This window comes from Limimaricola cinnabarinus (assembly GCF_047631075.1).
In the GTDB taxonomy this organism is placed as follows: domain Bacteria; phylum Pseudomonadota; class Alphaproteobacteria; order Rhodobacterales; family Rhodobacteraceae; genus Limimaricola; species Limimaricola cinnabarinus.
This window is the reverse complement of the sequence record NZ_JBLHYX010000007.1, coordinates 1-20,316: the sequence shown is the minus strand read 5'-3', so window position 1 is coordinate 20,316 and position 20,316 is coordinate 1. Positions and strand designations below refer to the sequence as shown.

At 69.1% G+C, this 20,316-nt stretch carries 19 protein-coding genes and 2 pseudogenes; 10 read left to right on the top strand and 11 right to left on the bottom strand.

The window, feature by feature from the left end:
* Nucleotides 1-4 precede the first annotated feature (4 nt).
* Together ACJASC_RS07355 and ACJASC_RS07350 are read right to left on the bottom strand one after the other, a co-directional pair.
* On the bottom strand, nucleotides 5-1,111 hold the full coding sequence (locus ACJASC_RS07355; protein ID WP_415144814.1) for a LacI family DNA-binding transcriptional regulator: 1,107 nt from the start codon (nucleotides 1,109-1,111) through the stop codon (nucleotides 5-7).
* Between the two features lie 119 nt (nucleotides 1,112-1,230).
* Complete coding sequence (locus tag ACJASC_RS07350) at nucleotides 1,231-2,508, bottom strand: glycerate kinase type-2 family protein (protein WP_415144812.1); 1,278 nt, start codon at nucleotides 2,506-2,508, stop codon at nucleotides 1,231-1,233.
* A gap of 122 nt (nucleotides 2,509-2,630) precedes the next feature.
* Here ACJASC_RS07350 and ACJASC_RS07345 point away from each other — a divergent pair, with 122 nt between their 5' ends.
* Both ACJASC_RS07345 and ACJASC_RS07340 read left to right on the top strand, forming a co-directional pair.
* Nucleotides 2,631-3,665 carry a LacI family DNA-binding transcriptional regulator gene (locus tag ACJASC_RS07345; RefSeq protein ID WP_415144810.1) on the top strand — a complete coding sequence of 345 codons (1,035 nt, stop codon included), beginning with the start codon at nucleotides 2,631-2,633 and terminating at the stop codon, nucleotides 3,663-3,665.
* Entirely contained in the window at nucleotides 3,662-4,900 is a 1,239-nt protein-coding gene (locus ACJASC_RS07340) for an AGE family epimerase/isomerase (protein ID WP_415144808.1), read from the top strand. The genes ACJASC_RS07345 and ACJASC_RS07340 overlap by 4 nt, the downstream gene beginning before the upstream one ends.
* Nucleotides 4,901-5,200: 300 nt before the next feature.
* Here ACJASC_RS07340 and ACJASC_RS07335 read toward each other — a convergent pair whose 3' ends face one another.
* Nucleotides 5,201-5,647 carry a prepilin peptidase gene (locus tag ACJASC_RS07335; protein ID WP_415144806.1) on the bottom strand — a complete coding sequence of 149 codons (447 nt, stop codon included), beginning with the start codon at nucleotides 5,645-5,647 and terminating at the stop codon, nucleotides 5,201-5,203.
* Nucleotides 5,648-5,947: 300 nt separating this feature from the next.
* On the opposite strand from ACJASC_RS07335, the pseudogene ACJASC_RS07330 reads away from it, so the two are divergent.
* Nucleotides 5,948-7,483: pseudogene (locus tag ACJASC_RS07330) on the top strand (DUF4331 domain-containing protein); the annotation flags it as partial.
* A 21-nt stretch (nucleotides 7,484-7,504) separates the two neighbouring features.
* Nucleotides 7,505-7,708, top strand: a complete 204-nt coding sequence (locus ACJASC_RS07325) for a hypothetical protein (RefSeq protein ID WP_021693819.1) — start codon at nucleotides 7,505-7,507, stop codon at nucleotides 7,706-7,708.
* A 95-nt stretch (nucleotides 7,709-7,803) separates the two neighbouring features.
* Here the strand turns inward: ACJASC_RS07325 and ACJASC_RS07320 are convergent, their stop codons facing one another.
* The 3 genes from ACJASC_RS07320 to ACJASC_RS07310 are packed head-to-tail and all read right to left on the bottom strand — an operon-like array spanning nucleotide 7,804 to nucleotide 10,422.
* Nucleotides 7,804-8,661 (bottom strand): type II secretion system minor pseudopilin, encoded by an 858-nt coding sequence (locus ACJASC_RS07320; RefSeq protein WP_415144804.1) that lies wholly within the window; start codon nucleotides 8,659-8,661, stop codon nucleotides 7,804-7,806.
* Nucleotides 8,658-9,245 (bottom strand): type II secretion system protein GspJ, encoded by a 588-nt coding sequence (locus ACJASC_RS07315; RefSeq protein WP_415144802.1) that lies wholly within the window; start codon nucleotides 9,243-9,245, stop codon nucleotides 8,658-8,660. The genes ACJASC_RS07320 and ACJASC_RS07315 overlap by 4 nt, the downstream gene beginning before the upstream one ends.
* A 34-nt stretch (nucleotides 9,246-9,279) precedes the next feature.
* Complete coding sequence (locus ACJASC_RS07310; RefSeq protein ID WP_415144800.1) at nucleotides 9,280-10,422, bottom strand: penicillin-binding protein activator; 1,143 nt, start codon at nucleotides 10,420-10,422, stop codon at nucleotides 9,280-9,282.
* Nucleotides 10,423-10,463: 41 nt separating this feature from the next.
* On the opposite strand from ACJASC_RS07310, the gene gspN reads away from it, so the two are divergent.
* Nucleotides 10,464-11,078 carry a type II secretion system protein N gene (gene gspN / locus ACJASC_RS07305; RefSeq protein WP_415144798.1) on the top strand — a complete coding sequence of 205 codons (615 nt, stop codon included), beginning with the start codon at nucleotides 10,464-10,466 and terminating at the stop codon, nucleotides 11,076-11,078.
* Between the two features lie 25 nt (nucleotides 11,079-11,103).
* On the opposite strand, the gene ACJASC_RS07300 is transcribed toward gspN, so the two are convergent.
* Genes ACJASC_RS07300 through gspL form a run of 4 tightly spaced genes read right to left on the bottom strand, consistent with a single transcriptional unit; the run spans nucleotide 11,104 to nucleotide 15,377 of the window.
* Nucleotides 11,104-12,321 carry a type II secretion system F family protein gene (locus ACJASC_RS07300; protein WP_415144795.1) on the bottom strand — a complete coding sequence of 406 codons (1,218 nt, stop codon included), beginning with the start codon at nucleotides 12,319-12,321 and terminating at the stop codon, nucleotides 11,104-11,106.
* 1 nt (nucleotide 12,322) lies between these two features.
* Nucleotides 12,323-13,876 carry a GspE/PulE family protein gene (locus tag ACJASC_RS07295; protein ID WP_415144793.1) on the bottom strand — a complete coding sequence of 518 codons (1,554 nt, stop codon included), beginning with the start codon at nucleotides 13,874-13,876 and terminating at the stop codon, nucleotides 12,323-12,325.
* On the bottom strand, nucleotides 13,873-14,334 hold the full coding sequence (gene gspM, locus ACJASC_RS07290) for a type II secretion system protein GspM (protein ID WP_415144791.1): 462 nt from the start codon (nucleotides 14,332-14,334) through the stop codon (nucleotides 13,873-13,875). The genes ACJASC_RS07295 and gspM overlap by 4 nt, the downstream gene beginning before the upstream one ends.
* A complete protein-coding gene (gene gspL, locus ACJASC_RS07285) occupies nucleotides 14,331-15,377 on the bottom strand; it encodes a type II secretion system protein GspL (RefSeq protein ID WP_021693827.1) in 1,047 nt (348 codons plus the stop codon). The genes gspM and gspL overlap by 4 nt, the downstream gene beginning before the upstream one ends.
* Before the next feature lie 220 nt (nucleotides 15,378-15,597).
* Here gspL and gspG point away from each other — a divergent pair, with 220 nt between their 5' ends.
* Genes gspG through gspD form a run of 5 tightly spaced genes read left to right on the top strand, consistent with a single transcriptional unit; the run spans nucleotide 15,598 to nucleotide 19,803 of the window.
* Nucleotides 15,598-16,107: a type II secretion system major pseudopilin GspG gene (gene gspG, locus ACJASC_RS07280; protein ID WP_415144788.1), complete on the top strand. Its 510-nt coding sequence runs from the start codon at nucleotides 15,598-15,600 to the stop codon at nucleotides 16,105-16,107.
* Nucleotides 16,104-16,583: a prepilin-type N-terminal cleavage/methylation domain-containing protein gene (locus ACJASC_RS07275; protein ID WP_415144786.1), complete on the top strand. Its 480-nt coding sequence runs from the start codon at nucleotides 16,104-16,106 to the stop codon at nucleotides 16,581-16,583. Before gspG ends, ACJASC_RS07275 begins: the two co-directional genes overlap by 4 nt.
* Nucleotides 16,580-16,960 (top strand): type II secretion system minor pseudopilin GspI, encoded by a 381-nt coding sequence (gspI, locus tag ACJASC_RS07270; RefSeq protein WP_021693831.1) that lies wholly within the window; start codon nucleotides 16,580-16,582, stop codon nucleotides 16,958-16,960. The genes ACJASC_RS07275 and gspI overlap by 4 nt, the downstream gene beginning before the upstream one ends.
* 9 nt (nucleotides 16,961-16,969) lie before the next feature.
* A complete protein-coding gene (locus ACJASC_RS07265; protein ID WP_415144784.1) occupies nucleotides 16,970-17,869 on the top strand; it encodes a type II secretion system protein N in 900 nt (299 codons plus the stop codon).
* Nucleotides 17,866-19,803 (top strand): type II secretion system secretin GspD, encoded by a 1,938-nt coding sequence (gene gspD, locus ACJASC_RS07260; RefSeq protein ID WP_415144782.1) that lies wholly within the window; start codon nucleotides 17,866-17,868, stop codon nucleotides 19,801-19,803. The genes ACJASC_RS07265 and gspD overlap by 4 nt, the downstream gene beginning before the upstream one ends.
* A gap of 173 nt (nucleotides 19,804-19,976) precedes the next feature.
* On the opposite strand, the pseudogene ACJASC_RS07255 reads toward gspD, so the two are convergent.
* Nucleotides 19,977-20,191 (bottom strand): annotated as a pseudogene (locus tag ACJASC_RS07255) (IS5/IS1182 family transposase); the annotation flags it as partial.
* Nucleotides 20,192-20,316 lie beyond the last annotated feature (125 nt).

Below are 20,316 nucleotides of genomic sequence, written 5' to 3'. Positions count from 1 at the left end.
AAAATCATGTCGTTTCTTGCCGGAGGCGCCGTGCCAGCGCCTCGGGTTCCAGCCGCGGCGGCCCGGCCGATCCGCGGTCGTCGAAGATCGCGGGCGCCGTTTCGCGCAGTTCTTCGGGCGCCGCTCCCCGGATGCGCGCAATCAGCATCTCGGCAAGCCGCTGGCCCGCCGCGCGGGTGTCGACCTTGAACGACGACAGCGGCGGATCGGCATAGGCCCCGTCGGGCACGCCGTCATAGCTGATGACCGACAGGTCGCGCCCCACCGCGAGGCCGAGATCGGCGCAGACCCGGTAGAGCCCGAGCGCCGCGTGATCGACCGCGAAGACCACCGCCGTCGGCGGCGCATCGAGCGCCAGCAGCGCCCGGGTCTCGCGCGCGCCATCCTCGGTGCGCAGCGCGTTGCCGCGGATCAGCGCGGGGTCTTCCTCGAGCCCGGCGGCGGCGAGCCCGGCGCGGTAGCCCGCGAGCCGCAGCCGGCTGTAATTGTAGCGCGCCCCGCCGTTCACGAAGGCGATCCGGCGATGACCGAGCCGCGCCAGATGCACGACCGCGTCGCGCATCGCGTCTTCGCCGAGAATGTCGAACCAGGCGCAGCCCTCGGGCTTGGCAGTGCGGCCGAACATCACGAAGGGGACGTCATGCGTCCGGAGCAGCGTCACGCGCGCGTCGTCGGACAAGGTGCGCGGCAGGATGAAGCCGTCGGCTTTCCGGTCCTCGACCAGTTGCGCCATGGTGCGGACGGTGCGCGCCTCGCTGTCGGCGGTCGCCACGGTGAGGGTCCAGCCCTCGGCGCTGGCCGCGACCGAGATCCCGGCGAGAAAATCGGCGAGAAACGGGCGTTGCGAGTCGTGATCGTCGATCTGCACCACCAGCCCGAGCGCGCGCACCCGCCCCGTGCGGATCGCCTGTGCGTGGCTCAGGGGCCGATAGCCCATCGTCTCGGCGCCTCGGCGCACCCTGAGCCGGGTGCTTTCGGAGATGTCGGGATAGCCATTCAGCGCCCGGCTGACCGTGCTCTTGCTCAGCCCGAGAGCCTCGGAAAGCTGGGTGATGGTCACCCGCCCCGAAAGCGTGTCGGCCGGTCCGCGATCTTGAACGGTCTGGATCACTTCGAATCTCCCTTGAGTCGAAGTTCAGTTCCGAAACCGGTTTCGGCAATTGGTATTTCGTTAACGCGACCGATATTCGTCGCTGCACCGCCGCATGAAGGGCGGCGGTGCGACGGCGATCAGACCGGCGGCAGCACCAGCAGCGCCCGGAAGTCGTTGACGTTGGTCAGGGTCGGGCCGGTCACGATCTGACCGCCGATCCGGCCGAAATAGCCATGCGCGTCGTTGTCGCGCAGCGCCTGCTCGGCCGTGTCGAGGGGCGTCGCGGGCCCGGCATAGGCGCCCGCTACCTCGTCCGCCCCGTCCACACCGTCGGTGTCGCAGGCCAGCAGGTGGATGCGCGGATCGCCCGCAAGCTCGATCGCCGCGGCAAGGACGAACTCGGCATTCGGGCCGCCGCGCCCCTGCCCGCGCCGGGTCACGGTACATTCGCCCCCTGACAACAGCAGCACCGGCGCCGCCTCCGGCGCGAGGCCCTCGGCAATCTCTCGCGCCGCCCGCGCCTGCGTCACCGCCAGATCGCGCGCCTCGCCTTCGAGCGCGTCGCCCAGCATCCGCACCTCGCAGCCCGCCGCGCGGGCGATCTCGGCGGCGGCCTCGAGCGACTGCGCCGGGGCGGCGACGATGCGGGTCTCGGAGCGGGCGAGGCGCGGATCGCCCGGGGCCACGCGGTCGGGCCCATGCTCTCCCTGTCGTTCCAGCGCGGCGCGCGCCGCCTCGGGCACGTCGATGGACCAACGCTCGATGATCTCGAGCGCCTGCTCGGGCGTGCTGGTATCGCCCACGGTCGGGCCGGAGGCGATCTCGGACGGGTCGTCGCCGGGCACGTCCGAGATGATGAGGTTTAAAAGCCGCGCCGGGGCGCAGGCCGCGCCGAGCCGTCCGCCCTTTACGCGGCTCAACTGCTTGCGCACCACGTTCATCGCCGAGATCGGCGCGCCGGAGGCCAAAAGGGCCGCGTTCACCGCCCTCTTGTCCTCGAGCGTCAGCCCCTCGATCGGCGCGCAGAGGAGCGCCGAGCCGCCCCCGGAGATCAGCGCCAGCACGTGATCCTCGGGCTTCAGCCCCGACAGCAGGTCAAGAAGCCGCGCCGTCGCCTCGAGCCCGGCCTGGTCGGGCACGGGGTGCGCCGCCTCGACGATCTCGATGCCCTGGCAGGGCCGCGCATAGCCATAGCGCGTCAGCACCAGCCCCTCGCAGAGGCCATAGACCGCCTCGACCGCCTCGGCCATGCGGGCGCTGGCCTTGCCTGCGCCTATCACCACGAGCCGCCCCTCCGGGCGCGGCGGCAGATACGCGGCGACGACCTGCATCGGGTCGGCGCGCGCCACGGCGGCGGCGAAGAGCGTTTCGAGAAAGCCGCGCGGGTCCTGCGACGGGGGGGAAACGGGCTGCATCGGGGGTCTCCTTGCAGGCAGATCGGGCCAAGGCAATGGCACGGTGAAGGGGCGTTGCGCCCCTCTGATATATCGTTATATTAAAGCCATTGAAAGACCGCATGGCAGGCTGATCGCGATCCGTGGCCCATAGACCCAAACTCAGCACCGTCGCCGCGGCGGCCGGCGTTTCGCCCGCGACGGTCAGTCAGGTGCTGCGTGGCACGGGCCGCATTTCGGAAGAGACCCGCGCCCGGGTTCTCGAAGCGGCGCGCGCGGTGAACTACCTGCCCGATGGCCGCGCGGCGGCGATGCGCTCGGGCGAGAACCGCGAGATCGGCCTCGTGCTGCACCACCTCGCCAACCCGTTCAACGCGGAGCTGGTCAGCGGCGTCAGTGACCGGCTTGAGCGCGACGGCTACCTCGTCTCGGTGCTGGATTCGCGCGATGACGCCGAACGGCAGGGCCGCAATCTGCGCGCCTTGATCGCCAACATGCGCGGCGGGCTGATCTGGGTCCCGGCCAGCGGCACCGATGCCGCGACGCTCGACCTTCTCGCGGCGCAGCGCCTGCCGGTCGTCACCTTCCTGCACCGGGTGTCACCGGATCTCGACCATGTCGAGCTGAACAACGCGCGGGCGCTGCGCGACGCGGTGGCGCATCTGGCCGATCTCGGCCATCGCCGCATCGCCTTTCTGGGGGGCACCGCGCCGCGCGCGCCGCGCACGGACCGGATCGCGGGCTATCTCGCGGCCGTGGCCGAACGCGGCCTCGGCGCGCCGCTGGTCTGGCCTTGCGAGGACAGCAGGCGCGGCGGGCGCGACGCGATCCTGTCGCTGCGCGCCGCGCATCCCGATATCGGCGCGGTGGTGTGCAATGGCGACATGGTGGCACTCGGCGCCTGTCTCGGCCTCGCGAGCCGCGGCGAGCGGGCGGGCCGCGAGGTGTCGATCATCGGCTTCGACGACGTGGCCGAGGCGGCGCTGGCGACACCGGCGCTGACCACGCTTTCGGTCATGCCCTACGATCTCGGGCGGCGCCTGGCCGAGCGCCTGCTCGCCCGCATGTCCGACCCCGCCGCCGCCCCGACGACGCTGCGCATCGACGCCACGCTGGTGCCGCGCGACACGACCGCCCCTCCCTCGCCCCGCCGACCCATCAGGAGCAGACGAACATGACCACCCGCTGGACCACCCTGCCCGACCATCGCCGCTGGCTCGCACGCGAGGCCGACGACCTGCTGCGCCTGTTCGAGGCCGAAAGCGTCGATCCGGAAGGCGGTTTCTTCGTTCTCGACGCCGGCGGGCACGCCTTGCGCGACGCGCCTTTGCGCGAGATCCACGCCACCGCGCGCATGGTGCATTGCTTTGCCATAGCGGCGCTCGGGGGCCGCCCCGGCGCGATGGCGATCGTCGATCACGGAATGCGCTTCCTGTGGGAGCGGCACCGCCAGCCCGGCGGCGGCTATGCCTGGGGCGTGACCGCCACCGACGTGCCCGATCCGCGGCTGACCGGCTATGGCCATGCCTTCGTTCTTCTCGCCGCCGCCAGCGCCGAGATGGCCGGTCACCCGCAGGCGCGGCGCATGATCGATGACGTGACGCCGCTGATCCGCGAGCGGTTCTGGGAAGAGGCGCATGGCGCGATCCGCGAGGGCTTCGACGCCGACTGGCGCGAGACCGAGGCCTATCGCGGCCAGAACTGCAACATGCACCTGACCGAGGCGTTGATGGCGGCCTTCGAGGCCACCGGCGACGAAACGCATCTGGCGATGGCCGAGCGCATCGCAGAGCTGATCGTCAACCGCCGCGCGCGCGAGAACGGCTGGCGTCTGGCCGAGCATTTCCATGCCGACTGGAGCGTCGATCGCGACTATGACGGCGACCCGATGTTCCGCCCCGCCGGGCTGACGCCCGGCCATTCTCTCGAATGGGCGCGGCTTCTGGTGCAGCTTTACGAGACCGGAAGCCGCAGGCTCGGCTGGGCCCCGGAGGCGGCACGCGCCCTGTTCGAGCGCGCCGTTTCCGACGGGTGGGACGCGCAGAAGGGCGGGCTCTATTACACCTTGGGTTGGGACGACCGTCCCGCCATCGCCGAGCGTTACTGGTGGCCGGTCTGCGAGGGGATCGGCGCGGCGCATGCGCTGTCGGAACTCGACGGCGATCCGCGTTTCGAGGCATGGTACCGCCGGTTCTGGGACTTTGCCGCACGGCACCTGATCGACCGCGATGCGGGTGGCTGGCACCCGCAGATCGACGCCGATGGCCGCCCGTCGTCGGACCCGTTTCACGGCAAGCCCGACATCTATCACGCGCTTCAGGCCTGCCTGATCCCACTGGGCCCGCTCAACGGAAGCCTTGCCGCATTGGCGCGCGACGCGCAGCACGCAGGCGCGGACCCGTCGCCCGGCTGACGCCGTCCGGGCACCACGTCATAGCGGTATCGCCGCACCGTGGATGGCCCCGGCGCGGCGATCCGCATTCTCCCCGAGGGATACCGGCAGAACGATTGCGATCCGGGGGCTTGGATGCGGGGCATCACCACGGCAGTGCCTGCATCACCGCCGACGCCGTGGTGCGGCTAAGGATTGCGCCGAAGGTATCGCGCTTCGTCAAGACCAATGGCGAAGGCCCCGGCATCTCGGCACGAGCGGGGCCCTGATGACCCCCCCCTCTCTTCTGCCATCAACCAAGCAGGATGGGGGCCGAGAGTTTCACCGCAGTCCCGATTGCCATAGCCAGTAAAGCCAGAAAGCGCCCGCCAGCCATGGACCGAACGCGATGCGCCGTCCGGCCACGGCACCTTGTCCAAGCTCCATCAGCAAGGCGCCGAAGGACGCGACAAGCACGACGGTCGGCAGCGCCGTCCAGCCGAGCCATGCCCCTGCCCCGGCAAGCAGCTTGGCATCGCCCTGCCCGAGACCTTCGATCCCCCTCCAGCGCCAGAACGCTTCGCCGATCACCCAGAAGACACCAAAGCCCAAGCAGGCGCCGACGATCCGCGCCGTAGGCCATCCGCCCAGTTCCAGCGCCCCTTGGATGAGCCCGGCTGCGATCAACGGGAGAGTGATCACATCCGGAAGCCGCCGCTGCCGGATATCGATCAGGCACAGCAGCAAAAGTCCGCCGCCAAGAGCCAAGGTGAGCCATATCTCGCTCATGCCGTCTCGATCATGGCTGTGTCGTTTTTATCGTTGAGAACCATAGAGGTTGGGAATGCAATGCAAAAAAGTTTTTGTGATGCCGAAACTTCTATCCCTCGGGCTAAGTGTCTGTGACGTCGGGTCGCAGATTGGAACAACGATTGCGAATACCGGCGGAAAACAGACCGTTCAACCGCGCGGTGGACGGGTCATGGGAGTGTATGAGCTATGCTGATTAAACCAACGACCGTCAAAACAGGGGCCATGACGGCGATCGCCCTTCTCGCGGCCTCGTCCGCCTAGGCGTCGTCCCACCGCGAAGCCCCCGCGATCACCGAGACGCCCAAGATCGACGGCACCGACTTCTACATGTTCCGCAGCTATGAGCCGGGCCGTGAGGACTACGTGACGCTGATCGCCAACTATCAGCCCATACAAGCCCCCTATGGCGGTCCGAACTACTTCACGATGGACCCCGACGCGATCTACGAGATCCATGTCGACAACGACGGCGATGCGATCGAGGACATTACCTTCCAGTTCGATTTCGACAACGATCTAACCAACGACGGCAAGGGCATCACCCTGGACATCGGTGGGCAGGACGTGGCGATCCCGCTGCGTCAGGCCGGACAGATCACCGCCAAGGACCCCTTCGGCGCACTCAACGAGAACGAACGCTATACTCTCAGGATGATCAAGGGCGATCGCCGCAGCGGCGAGCGATCGGATCTTAGCAACCCCCGCACCGGCAAGCGTTTTGTTAAGCCCGTCGACAATATCGGCAACAAGACTCTTCCCGACTACGAGAACTACGCCGATCGGTTCATCTACGACGATGTTGCCCTGCCCGGCTGCGAAGGCGATGCACGTGTCTTCGTAGGCCAGCGCGCCGAGGCCTTCGCCGTCAATCTCGGTGAGGTCTTCGACCTTGTGAACCTCGTGCCGGTCCAGGGCGCGCCGAGCGGTGACTGGCAGCAATACAACACCGCCAACCCCTTCCCCGGCGGAATTACTCAAGATCGTGCCAATGACGACCTGATCGGTCAGGCCAACGTCACCTCGATCGCCATCGAGGTGCCCATCTCCTGCCTCACCGAGGGCGACGACCCTGTGATCGGCGCTTGGACCACCGCCAGCCTGCCGCAGGGACAGGTCGAGGACCCCTCACCCAGCTACGAGCAGGACAGCAAGTTCGGCGGTGCTTGGGTGCAGCAGTCGCGTCTTTCGGCGCCGCTGGTGAACGAGGTCGTCATCGGTCTGCCCGACAAGAACCTGTTCAACGCCGCCGAGCCGACCCAGGACGGGGCGCTGGCCACCTACGTGACCAACCCGACCCTTCCCGCCCTGCTCGATCTGCTGTTCCGCGACGCCGTCGGTGCCGACGACAACATCGCGCCGTCGAACTTCCCGCGCAACGACCTCGTCGCGGCGTTCCTGACCGGTTTCCCGGGCTTCAACGCCTCGTCCAACCCCGACGCCGTGCCGTCCGAGATGATGCGACTGAACACCGCGGTGCCCGCCACCCCGATTCAGCAGCAGCACACCTTCGGCGTCGTGGCCGAGGATCTCGCCGGCTTCCCGAACGGTCGTCGTCCGGGTGACGACACCGTCGATATCGCGCTGCGGGTCGTCATGGGCGCGCTGTGCTACGACGTGCCGCTCGGCGCCGAACTCGGTGTCGATGGGGCCGAGGAAGACACCTCCAGCGATTTCGTGAATCTCGGTCTGTGCCAGCCCTCCGACGCACCGGTGGGCAATCAGCCCTTCACCGACGGCGCGCCGCTCAAGGCGACCGAATTCATGAACGCGTTCCCCTATCTGAACACGCCGCTCCCCGGCGCACGCTCCTAAGGGGCCGAAAGGAGATACGCCATGAAAACCAGACTGAGCCTCATCGGCCTGTCATCGCTGGTCCTGCTTGTCGCGGCCTGTGACGATTCCAACGGCACGCGCGGTATCGGATCGCTGGGACTGGGCTTCCTCGAGGTGTTCAACCAGGATCGCAATGCCGAGCCGATCGACATCACGGATCTCGAGCTTGCGATGACCCCGTCCATCGAGCCGTTCAATCCCTGATCGTTCGATAGAAAAATCAAGAGCAGGCGCGGCCCCGAAAGGGCCGCGCCTGTCGCATTTTCGAGGACTTGGGCGCCGGTTCCCGTTCGAAAGACCTAAGGGTCGGGCGTTGGGATCCCGCCGCTTTCCGGCCCGAACCGCCGGGAGATCACCACCACCTCGCGCGTGCCCATGCCGCGCCGCCGCTGAAGCCTGCTTTCGAGATGGACCTCCATGCCGTCGACCTCGGCCCTCACGGTGACGTCGAAGAGGTCCGACACCAGCCCCACCCCGGCTCCGATCAGCCCCAGGGCCGCGACGTCGCCGCTCTCCACCCACCCACCATTGCGCTCGCGCAGCGCCACGAGCCGGCGCGCCGCCGTCCGGCTCTGGAGCACCGCTCCGATCACCTGCGCGTCGGCGGTGTTTAGGTTGATCTTTCCCGGCACCGGCAGCACATCGGCCACGGGACGCAGACGCTCAATCGCCACGGCGTCGAGACCGGGGATCTGCTCAAGTGACGCCGCCGGGCCGCGGTCGCGCAGGAAGGTCAGGATGCGCGGCCCGGTTTCGGGCGGCAGCTCAAGTTCATCGATCAGCCGCGACAGGACCTGCACCTGCGCGATCCCCCCCGCCGCCAACCCGTTCAGGTCGAGCCGCGCATGCGCGTCGCGGATCTCGACCGAGAAGCGGCCCGTCTCAAGCTCCACCTCCTGCTGCGACGCCAGCGCCCATGCTTCGGCATAGTGGTCGGTCTCGGGGCCCGCCTCCATGTCGCGCCGCAGCGCCACCAGAACCGATGTCTCGGCCCCGAGCGCCAGCGCCTCGGCCTGCGCGGTGGCCGAGACCCGGCGCGCGCGGTCGAGCAGGCTGTCCTGCGAGGTCAGCATCAGGACGACGAGGGAGGAGGCGATGGCCAGCGTGACCAGCACGTTGACGAGGATCACGCCATCTTCGGTGTCGCGTGCCCTCATGGCTCGACCGGACGCACGGTTTCGGCAAGACGCCGCACGTTGAGCGTTTCGCGGCCCAACGGTCCGCCGGGGGCGATGTCGAAGCGCAGCTCCACCCCCCGTGGCAAGGCGGCACCATCCTCGGGGGGCCACGCCTCGTGCCACTGTCCCCCGCCGTCGAGAACACGAAGGACCACCCCGTCCACGGGCGACACCAGCGCCTGCGTCACCCGGACACCGCCATCGGGGCCCAGCGCGCGGCGACGCAGCACACCCGCCTCGCCCGTCCAGTCGAGCGCGCCGTGCTCCGGCCCGGTCAACATCAGACGCCCCTCTTCGAGGCGCAGGTCAGCGGCCCGGCCCTGCGCCACGTCGCGGCCAAACAGGATCAGGGTCCGGTCGATCTGCGCCACCGCCTCGAGCCGACCCTCGGTGCGCTCGCGCGTGCGGATCACCGTGTCGAGCACGGCGAAGGAGGCAAGCCCCACCAGCGCAAAGAGCGCCAGCGCCACCAGCATCTCGATCAGGGTGAACCCAGCCTGCCCGTCTCGCGCCTGCCCCTCCTGTACCTGCCCCTCCTGCGCCCGGCCGCAGAGGGGGGTCATTCCCGACGGGTCCGGCACCGGGACGCGGTGCGCCTCATACCGAGGGCGCACCGATCAACGTCGTGGCCCCATCGGCCACGTTGAGAACCGCGAGACCACGCTCGACAAGGCCCGAAGGCAGGATCTTGTAGGGTCCGAGCACGCCGCTGAAGCCCGCCGGGCGCTGGAGCCCCTCGGCGCTCTGCTGCCCGAGCCGCCCCAGCAGCCGGGCCATCTCGATCGCGTCGAAAGCCAGCCCGGCGACGATCCCGGCCTCGGTCTCGACCCGCTCTTCCAACGCGATGGCAAAGGCCTCGAAGCCGATCGGATCGGGGGCCGCGAACCACGCCCCCTGCAGCGCCGGAATCCGCTGCGGCGTGATCGCCGCCCATTGGTCGGAGCCGAGGATCTGCACCCCTGCCGCGCTGATCGCCGCCGCCTGCGCCTCGAACCCGCCGCGCACGCTTGGCAGGTAGACGGCGTCGGGCAGTTGCCCCCCCGACGCGGCGCTCAGCCGGGCGGCAAGGCCCTCGGCGCTGTCGGTGACGACCGGCTCGGACAGGGCGATGCCATATCCCTGCGCCGCCGCCTGCGCCGCCGCGACGGATCTGGTGCCGAACTCTCCCGGCGGGGCGACGACGGCGATGCGCCGCAGGCCGCGCGCCGCGGCGAAACCCATCACCGATTTGGCCGACTGCAACGGCGTGACACCATAGACGTAGAGATTGCCGCCGGCGATGGCGCTGTCGTTGGAAAAGGAGACCACTGGCACCTTGCGGCCCACCGCCTGCGCCACGGCCCGGCTCTGTCCCGAGAACAGAGGCCCCAGAATCATCGCGGCCCCGGCTTCGACCGCTTGGCGCGCCGCATCGACGGCGCTCTGCTCGGTGGTGCCGGCGTCGCGCAGGTCGATCTCGGCTCCGGGACCGCCGACCGCGCCGCCGAGGCTTGCGGCTTCGCGCATGATCTGGCCTATACTCGCCTGCGGGCCGGAGAGCGGCGCGAGCAGGGCCGCGCGCCCCACCGTCCCGGGCGGCGCCACTGTGGCTTCACCACCAGCCCCGCCAGCGCCGCAACCCGCCACACCCAAAAGGGCCGATGATGCAGCTAGACGCCCCAGAAACCCACGACGCGACAACCCCGAAGGACCGCGCCCGGCGCTGGCTGAAGGGGATTGGAACAGGGGTTGCCCTGGCATGTCTCACGGCCCTCGTATTTGGCGCGACACTGGTTATGACGATGCCCGCATCGGTCGTGCGGACCCTAGTTGTCCTGCCCTCCCAAGTCGAGACGCTATCGGGCAGCCTGAGCCGTGGCCGGGCCGGACTTCTGGGCGGATACACGCTTGATTGGACATGGTCTCCGGGCGATCTGCTCACCGGGCGGATCGCCGCCGGGGTCGAACTTCAGGGTCCCGATACGCGTCTCGAAGGCCGGATCGAGGCGACGCCTTTCGCGGTCTCCGCCCACGACCTGCGCGGGCGCGCGGGGGCCGGGTTGTTGGCGCTGTTTCCACGCCTCGCGGTCGAAAGCTGCAGCCCGCGCGCGGTGGTCGCCATCGACAGCCTCTCGGCCGGACGTCGCGCCTTTGCCGCGCAGGGCGCGATCGAGACGTCGCAGGGCGTCTGCCTCGACCGGAACGGCACGGAAATCCCGGTGCCCGCCATGGTCATGGGCCTTTCGACCCAAGGCGCGGACGCCAATGCGGTGCTGAGCGATGACACGGGCACCACGCTGGCCCGCCTTGCCGTCACCGGCGAGCGCATGCTGCGTGTGACCGTGGAGCCGCAGGGCGCCGCCCTCGTGCCCGGCATGCCGAGTTCGGCTCCGACCTCGCTTGCCATGCCGTTCTGAGAAGGCCGGCCGGGGTCGGGCCGCCTCAGCCCACGAGGCTGTTGAGATTGACGATCGGCAAGAGGATCGACAGCACCAGCAGCATCACGATCCCCCCCATGATCAGCAGGACCGCAGGCTCGACCAGCGCCACGAGGGCGGCGACCAGCGCGTTGAGATCGCGCGACTGGTCCTCGGCGGCGCGGGTCAGGGTCTGACCCAGCACGCCGCCTGCCTCTCCGCTGGCGACCATGGCGATCATCATGGGCGGAAACACCCCCGCCTCGGTCAGGGCGGCCGACAGCGCGACCCCCTCGCGGACCCGGGTGGAGACAATCTCCACCCGTTTGCGGACATACAGGTTGGGCACGGTTTGTGCCGCCGCCCCCAGCGCCTCGATCAGCGGCACCCGGCTTACCGTGAGGGTGGCCAGCGTGCCCGCGAACTGCGCCGCGTTGGATTTGAGCGCGAAGCGCCGGGTAACCGGCGCGGTGGCGAGCAGGCGATGCCAGCGCATCCGCACCGCGGGCCGCCGGAGCGCCAGCGCGGCCCCCGCCGCCATGCCCGCGATCGCGGCGCCCATGACGAGGCCCCAGTCATTGATGAGATCGCTTAGCCCGATCAGGGTCCGGGTAAGAAGCGGCAACTCTGCCCCGCGCGAGGTGAAGACGCGCACGATGTCGGGCACCACGAAGGTCAGAAGCGCCACGATCACCGCCAGAGAGACCAGCGCGAGGATCGCGGGATACAGCAGCGCGAGCTGTACCGTCTGGCGGTTCTTGGCGCGGGTTTCGACGAATCCCGACAGATGCTCCATCACCTGTCCCAGTTGGCCTGAACTTTCGCCCGCCGCAACCGAGGCGCGATAGAAATCCCCGAAGACCTGCGGGTAATCTCCCAGCGCGGCGGCAAAGCTGCGGCCATCGAGGACGGCGGCCCGCAGGTTCAGCAGCAGCGACGAGGCGCGCGTCGAGCCCGCCTGCGCCGCCACGGTGCGCAGCGCGTCCTCGACCCGGATGCCCGATCCGATGAGCGTGGCGAGCTGGCGCGTCACGAGGGTCAGCGTGCGCAGCCCGATGCCACCGCGCCCCTGCCGTGCGGCCCCCGCCCCCGGCGCCCGCCGCGCCGCCGTCGGCTCGACCGAGACCGGCAACAACTTTTGCGCGCGCAGCGCCTGCCGCGCGGCGGCCGAACTCGACGCCTCGACGATGCCCTTGGCGCTGCGGCCCTTCGCATCGACGGCACGGTAGGCGAAGGCCGCCATGTCAGGCGATCTCCGGCAGCGTCGTGTCCTCACGGACCGCCCGCGCGACCTCCTCGACCGTGGTCAGCCCGTCGCGCAGCTTTTCGACACCGTCCTGAAGCAGCCCCGGGCCGCGCTTGCGCGCCGCCGCCGTGAGCTGCGCCTCGGAGGCGCCTTCATGCACCAGCCGCTCGAGCGCGCCGTCGATCTCGATGATCTCGTAGATCGGCAGCCGCCCGCGATAGCCGCTGCCGTGACATTGTGAGCATCCCGTCCCGCGCGACACCGGTGCGCCCGCTGGCAAAAGTCCGTTGAGCAGCCCGCTCTCGGTGTCGGTCAGCGCGTGCGGCGTGGCGCAATCGGGACAGATCCGCCGCACCAGCCGCTGCGCTACCAGCCCGCGCAGCATCGGTGCCAGAAGAAACCGCTCGACCCCCATCTCGACGAGGCGCGACACCGCGCCGATGGCGGTGTTGGTGTGCAGCGTCGAGAGCACGAGATGGCCGGTCATCGCGGATTCCACCGCGATCTGCGCCGTCTCGCGGTCGCGGATCTCGCCGATCATGATGACGTCCGGGTCCTGTCGCAGGATCGCGCGAAGCCCGCGCGCAAAGCTCAGCTCGGTGCGGGCGTTGACCTGCATCTGCCCGACGCCGTCCATCGTGTATTCGATCGGGTCCTCGACCGTCATGATGTTGCGCTGCCGATCGTTGAGCAGATCGAGAGCGGCATAGAGCGAGGTCGTCTTGCCCGAACCGGTGGGCCCGGTGACAAGGACCAGCCCGTCGGGGCGGCCCAGCACCCTCTTGAACGTCTCGAGATCGCGCGGCGACAGACCGAGGTGATCGAGCCCGAGCAGCGTCTGGCCCCGGTCGAGAAGACGCAGCACGACCCTTTCGCCGAATTGCGAGGGAATGGTCGAGACCCGCACGTCGAGATCGTAGCCGCCGACCCGCAGCGAAACCCGCCCGTCCTGCGGCATCCGCTTTTCCGCGATGTCGAGCTTGCCCATCACCTTGATCCGGCTCACCAGAAGCGAGGCCAGCGCCCGCTTGGGAGAGATCACCTCGCGCAGCACACCGTCGATGCGGAACCGCACCACCAGGCGGCGCTCCTCGGTTTCGATATGCACATCCGACGCGCCCTCCTTCACCGCCTCGAGCAGCAGCGCGTTGATCAGCCGCACCACGGGGGCGTCGTCCTTCTGGTCGAGCAGGTCGTCCACCGAGGCGGCGCTGTCGGCCAGCAGGGCAAGGTCGCCATCGGCATCCGCTGCAACCTGCGCCGCCTCGGACGAGCTGTCGCGGTAGATGCGGCCAAGTTCCTCCTCGAAGGCCTTCGCGTCGATCTCCTCGAAGGCGACGAGACGGCCCGCCACGCGCTGCGCCTCGATCATCGCCTCAAGGTTCGCCTCGGGGCGGTGACGGCAGACCGGCCGTCCTTCGGCGTCGCGCATCAGGATCACACCGCCCGCATTGGCAAAGCCGTAGCTGAGCCGAGGCAGCGCGGCCTCCGCCGTGCCATCCGCCTTGCCGGTCGCGACCTCGGCGCCCGGTCCCGTCATCGCCTCGGTCATTTCATCTCCTCCAGCGTCAGGCGCAGTGACACCACGCCCGGTTCGATCCGCCGCTCGGCCTCGATCGCGGCGATGCCCACCGCCTCGTCGGTTTCGAGATCCGAAATCCACAGGAGCACCGTGTCGAAGGCCGCCTCGTCGATGGTGACCCGCAAGAGCCCGCCATCCGGTTCGAGCCGCCGCAGCAGCAGCCCCGCGGCCTCGGCGCTTCGGGTGACCCGCGCGGCAAGCGGTGCGCGGTCTTGCGACAATTCGGGGCGCTGGGTCCCGGGTCGGGCCGCGGCGGCCCGTGCGCTGGCCTCGACCAGCCGGTAATCAGCGATTCGCTCCGTGAGCGCGCGGCGATGGTCCTGCAAGGGCAGCCAGACATACCAGATCAGCGCCAGCACCGCCACGACCGGCAGGACCCCGAGCACCAGAAGCCGCTCTCGCGGGTTGAGCCTCGACAGAGCGCTCACTTCGCCGCCTCCCTTTGGATGCGCATCTCGACCTCGGCCATGCCGTCGCCCGCATTTGCGGCCCCGCTGGTCACGCCGAACCCGCCCGCCTGCAAAACCCGCTGCACACGTTGCAGATCCTCCAGCCCCGGCGCCTGCACCTGCACGATCAGCGCCCCGTCGGCCTTGCCCCATGACATCCGCCGGAACGACGCCGTCTCATCCGCCGCGTTCAAGGTCTCGGACACCTCCGACAAAAGCGGCAGCAGGTCGCCGCGCTCGGGCCGGGCGACGCTCGGGGCGAGCCGTGCGAGGATCGGTGCCGGATCGGCCGGGATGACGGCGCCGGGAAGAACCTGCTCCAGCGCGGTTTCGGCGGCCCGCCGTTCGGCCTGCGCGATCCGGCTCAGTGCCACGGCATCGGCCCCCGCCAGCCCGACTTGCAAGAATAGCCCCAGCGCCACGATGCCCGCGGCCACGACGCTCCGGCGGCGCAGGGCCTGTGCCGCCTCGCCGCGGGCACGATTCGAGAAGCTGAAGGCCAGATCGGCGGAGTCCGGCGGCGGCGGGGTCTGCGACAGGTCGGTCGCGGGCAGGCCCGAGGGCAGCGCCGCGCCGAGGCTGGTCAGAGACGGCTGGCCGCCGCGCCGCCAGACCAGCGCCAGCATCTCGGTCGCCACCGCGAAGCCGGTCCCGTCCGAGACCCGCACCACGCAGCGCGCGCCGTCGCGCCACACCGCCCAGCCCGGGCCGTCCGCCGCCGCATCGGGGCGCGGGATGGCCAGAAAGTCGGGCAGGATCGCCGCCCCCTCCGGTGCCGTCGCCTCGGCGGCGGCAAGGGTGGCGCGGTCGATCACCAACGCCAGCGCCTCGGCCTTGGGCGCGCCTGCCAACGGCCCTGGCAACACCACCAGCGCCTCGATCGGCGTGGCAAGCCGCTCCTCGACCGCGAAGGTGAGCAGGGCCCGGCGCTGCCGGGCCGGCGCGTCGGGAAGATCCACGCGCAGGGCGGTCACGGCTTCCGATCCGATCAGCACCGGAGCGGGCCGGCGCGCCTTGGCCATGGCCGCCGCGCAACGTTCGAACAGGGGAGCGGAAGGCGGGCCGGAGCGGGGAAACGGCGTCACGGGCGTCGAAAGGCCGTCGGACAACGCCTCGCGCCTCGGCTCAGGAGCCGCTTTTTCCTCTGGAACCACCTGATTTCTCACGAGCTTTTGCCTTTTCCAAGACCTCGCCGCTGGTGTAGTCTTACTATATGTACGTCCCCCAAGAGGCAAAGGTTTCATGATCCGCCAGCTCTTTATCGGAGCCAGGGCGCGCCGCGCGCGCCGCAGGCCCGAAACCCGGTCTCCCGCGACCCGATCACCTGACGCCGGTGTAACCCTCATCGAGATGATGGTGGTGCTGGTGATCATCGCCCTCGTCGCCGCGATGATCGTGCCCAACGTGATCGGCCGCCCCGACGAGGCGCGGGTTGCCGTGGCCCGGACCGACATCCGCGCCATCGGCTCGGCGCTCGAACTCTACCGGCTCGACAACCGCACCTATCCGACCAGCTCGCAGGGGCTCGACGCCCTTGTCAAAGAACCCGTCGCGCCGCCGCAGCCGCCCAACTGGGCCGCGGGCGGCTATCTCGGCGCGGTGCCGGTCGACCCTTGGGGCAACGCCTATACCTACCGCTCGCCCGGCGACACTGGCGGCTTCGATCTGATCTCGCTCGGGGCGGATGCGCAGCCCGGCGGCGACGGCGCGAATGCCGACATCATCCACGGACAGGCGATGGTCGAGAATTGACCGCTCCCGCCGTGTTCCGCGACGGCGCTGCCGGTCTGACGCTGGTCGAAGTGCTGGTGGTGCTGGTGCTGATCGCCACGGTTGCGGGCGCGGTCGGGCTCAACCTCGGGCCGGGGCGTGGCGAGGCAACGCTCGATTCGGAGCTGGCGCTGCTGCGCGCCCGGATGGAGCGCGCCTCGGACGAGGCGCTTCTGGCCGGGACGCCGGTGGCCTTTGCCTGGAGCGGGACCGGCTACCGGTTTCTGGGCTGGACCGCGGCGGGTTGGGCCCCCCACAGGGTCGAGATCCTCGGCACCCCTCACGAGCTTCCCGATGCGGTCCGGCTGCGCCAGGAGGACGCGCGCGAAGGCGTGTTCGTGGTCACGGCGCAGCTCCTGCCCGCCCAAGGGACGCCGCTGGTGCTGAGCGTCGGCGAAGGCGGGGCCGAGCGGTTGGTCTGGGACGGGGCTTCGGCGCGTCGCGAGCCTGCGCCATGAGCGGTCGCGACCCGCAGGCGGGGTTCTCGATGATCGAGGCGCTGATCGCGATGGCCGTGCTCGCGGTGGGGGCGGTATCGCTTCTCGGGGCGACCGAAGGGCACAGCGCCCGAATCGGCGACCTGACCGACCGCACCGTCGCGCGCTGGGTCGCCGAGGAGCGGCTGACAGCATGGCGGCTCGGCCTGCCCGAGATCGACGAGACCCATACCCGCGCAGAGGTCGAGATGTTCGGCCGGGCGTGGCGCGTGACGGTGGAGGCCACGCCCACGACGGATGCTGCGCTAGACCGGCTCGAGATCCGTGTCGCCCCGGCAGAGGCGGATGGCGCGAATGTGAGGCTGACGGGCTATATTGATACGGCGCGCGACGGATAGACTGACAGGATGGGCGTTTCTCTGACACATTTTCCATTGCCGGTGCGGTCGCTCGCGACGCTCGCGGTGCTGCTGGGGACCGCAGTGACCGCGCCGCCGGTGCTGTGGCATTTGGCGGGGTATTCCGAGGCCCTGCCCGCCCGCGCCGCCCCGACGGCACCTGCTCCGGACGCTTCTGAGATCGCTCCCGCCGATCTCGGCCCGATTCTCGCGCTTGGGCCGTTCGGCAACATCTCGGCGCCGCCACCCGAGCCCACCGGCCCTGTTGGCGAGACAACGCTCGATCTGGTGTTGCACGGCGTGGTGGTGCGTGACGATCCGGCCCGGTCGATCGCCTTCATCGGCACGAACGGCACCAATGAAGGTTACCGCCCGGGTGAAGACGTGGCCGGTGCCGCCACGCTGATCGAGGTCGCATCGAGCCATGTGGTGCTCGATGTCGGAGGCGAATTGCAGACGCTGTCCTTTCCCGGAACCGAGGGGCCCGCGGATGCGCCGCCCGAGCAGGATCTTGCGGGGCTCGGACGATTGCAGGCCCTCGTGGCGTCGCAGACCGCCGGGGCCGAAACGGCGGATGCCCCCGAGGACGATCAGGACAGCGGGCCCGAGACGCCTCAGGACTACATCGACATGTGGCGCGAACGCATCAGACAGAATCCCGCGGAGGTTCTCGACAGCATTGGGCTGATCCCGACCGACGAGGGCTATAGGATAGCGGATGACCACGACAGCGGCGTTGGCCGCGCGGGCCTGCTGGCAGGGGATCTAGTGACACGCGTGAATGGACAGACCGTCGGAGACGTCGACAGCGATCGACGCCTTTATGACGAGGTCGCGGCCTCGGGCCTCGCGCAGATCGAGATCGAGCGCGATGGACGTCTCATCAGCATGTCGTTCCCGCTTCGATGAGTATCTTTTCCTTGCGATCGTTTCTGAGTCTCGCCTTGTGTCTGCCGGTGGCGTTGCCGGCACAGGCGCAGGACACCTTCGTCATCAACCTGCGCGGCGCCGAGATCTCGGTGCTGGCCGAGCAGGTCTCCGAGATCACGGGACGGACGCTCGTGCTCGACCCGAACCTCTCCGGCGATGTCAGCGTCGTCTCGGCCGAGCCTCTCGACGAGGATGGCGTCTGGGCCCTGTTCCAGTCGATCCTGCAGGTGCGTGGCTTCGTCGCCGTGCAATCGGGTACGGCGTGGCAGGTGGTGCCCGAAGCGCGGGCGCGCACGATCAGCGGCTCGACCACCAACGCCGACGCGGGCAGCCAGGACTTCGTGACGACGATGCTGCGTCTCGACCGCCTGCCATCGGCCGAAGCGGTGCGCGTGCTGGCGCCGCTCGTGGCGGACTCCGGGTATATCGAGGCGATCGCGGATCCCAACGCCGTGCTAATCACCGACACCCGCGCCAATGTGGACCGCATCTCCGCCATTGCCCGCGCCTTCGACAGCGACGAGAACGTCCGCGCCGAGGTGATCCGTTTCGCCAATGCCGATGCGGTCGCCGTCGGCGCCGCGATCGTCGAAGTGCTGGGCGAGGCGGGCACCGGCGCGCGTTTGTCGGTCAACGCCTCGACCAACCAGCTTCTGGTGCGCGGCAGCCCCGATGACATCCAGGAGATCCGCGACCTCGCCCGCTCCATGGACGTGGCGCAGCGGCAAAGCCCGCAGGTGGCGATCTCGACCCAGGTGTTTCGCATGCAGTTCGGCGATGCCGCCGTGGTGGCCGAGATCCTTCGCGGCACCCTCGGCGACGCGGTCGAGTTGAGCAATCCCGTCGCTGCCGATCAGGGCGCGGCCGTCGCAGGCGAGGATGGAGAAGGCTTCGTGGCGCTCGACCGCGCCGCGCCCGCCGCCTCCATCTCGGTCGCGATCCAAGCCTCGATCGAGACCAATTCGGTCATTGTCCGCGGCACCGCGGCCCAACTGGCCGAGGCCGGCCGTCTGATCCATGCGCTCGACGTGCGCCGCCCGCAGGTGATGATCGAAGCCGCGATCGTCGAGGTTTCGGGTGATGTGGCGGAACGGCTCGGCGTGCAACTCGGCTTCGGCGACGCCGCGCCGCCGGGCCGCATCGCCGCCACCTCTTTCGGTAATGGCGGCGTATCGCTGCAAGGCGTGCTCGCCGCCCTCGGGGCCACCAGCTCGGTGGCGCTGTCCACCGGTCTGACCGTCGGGGCCGGAAACAATGATTTCGGCGCGCTGGTGCAGGCATTGGCGCAATCGAGCCGGGCCCGGCTTCTGTCCACCCCGAGCGTCACCACGCTCGACAATGAACCCGCGACCATCGTGGTCGCTCAGAACGTGCCGTTCCGCACCGGCAGCTTTGCCACCGACGGCAATACCGCCACCCCCTTCACCACGATCGAGCGCCGCGACGTGGGCATCACGATGAACGTCGTGCCGCGCATCACCGCCGGCAATGTGGTGCAGCTGATGATCGAACAGGAAGTGTCGAGCCTCATGAGCGCCAATGTCGAAGGGGCCGCCGACCTGATCACCAATCGCCGCGTGATCAACACCACGGTTCTCGCTGACGATCGCGGGACGGTGGTCCTAGGCGGGCTGATCACCGACGACCGCCAATCGCAGGACAACAAGGTACCGGGCTTGGGCGATGTTCCCGTGATCGGCAACCTGTTCAAATCGCGCAATGCGCAGAAGACCACGCGTACCTTGTTCGTGTTCCTACGCCCGACGATCCTCCGCGATCGCGGCGACATCCGCGAAGCGGCCGAGCAACGCTATGACAAACTGCAGGCCGCAGATGTCACGCCCCTGCCTCGACCCTTATTGACTCAACGTGAAGTGCGTCAATTGCCGCTCGAGATCGAAGGTCTGTATTGAGGGCGGAGATCGGCTGATCTGGGCTGCTGCCCCGGTCCCTCGACAAAATCTGGTGCTTTCTAAGCTACTCTCGGCTCCTGCTGAAGGGATTGAGTAATGGGGCCTCCTTGCCAGTAGACGGCGATGTTGCGCAAATCAGCCTCGGGCATGACTGCCCCCTTTCCCGCCTTTCTTCAGCGGACGGCCTTGATCTCGGCCCGCCCGAGGGCTGAGAAGCGGTTCATGATGGCGATGCGGATCTGGATTTCGGCGGTTTGGCGGTCCGGGTCTCGTGGCATGATCCTCTCGCCGAAGAGCTTCAAGCAGTTCATCCGGGCCTCGACCCGACTTCGGACGTGATAGCCGAACCATGTCTTCCAAAGCGTCCCCGGCCGAAGCGACGGGTGGCCGGTGACCTGCTCCCCGCCGGTCCCTCGGTCATAACGAGAGTTTGCGGGTTTGAGATTGGTAGTTGGACTGGTCGTTTCGGGCAAGCGCGCCTGGCGTGGAGCCTTCAAATTGCTCAAGCGCCCG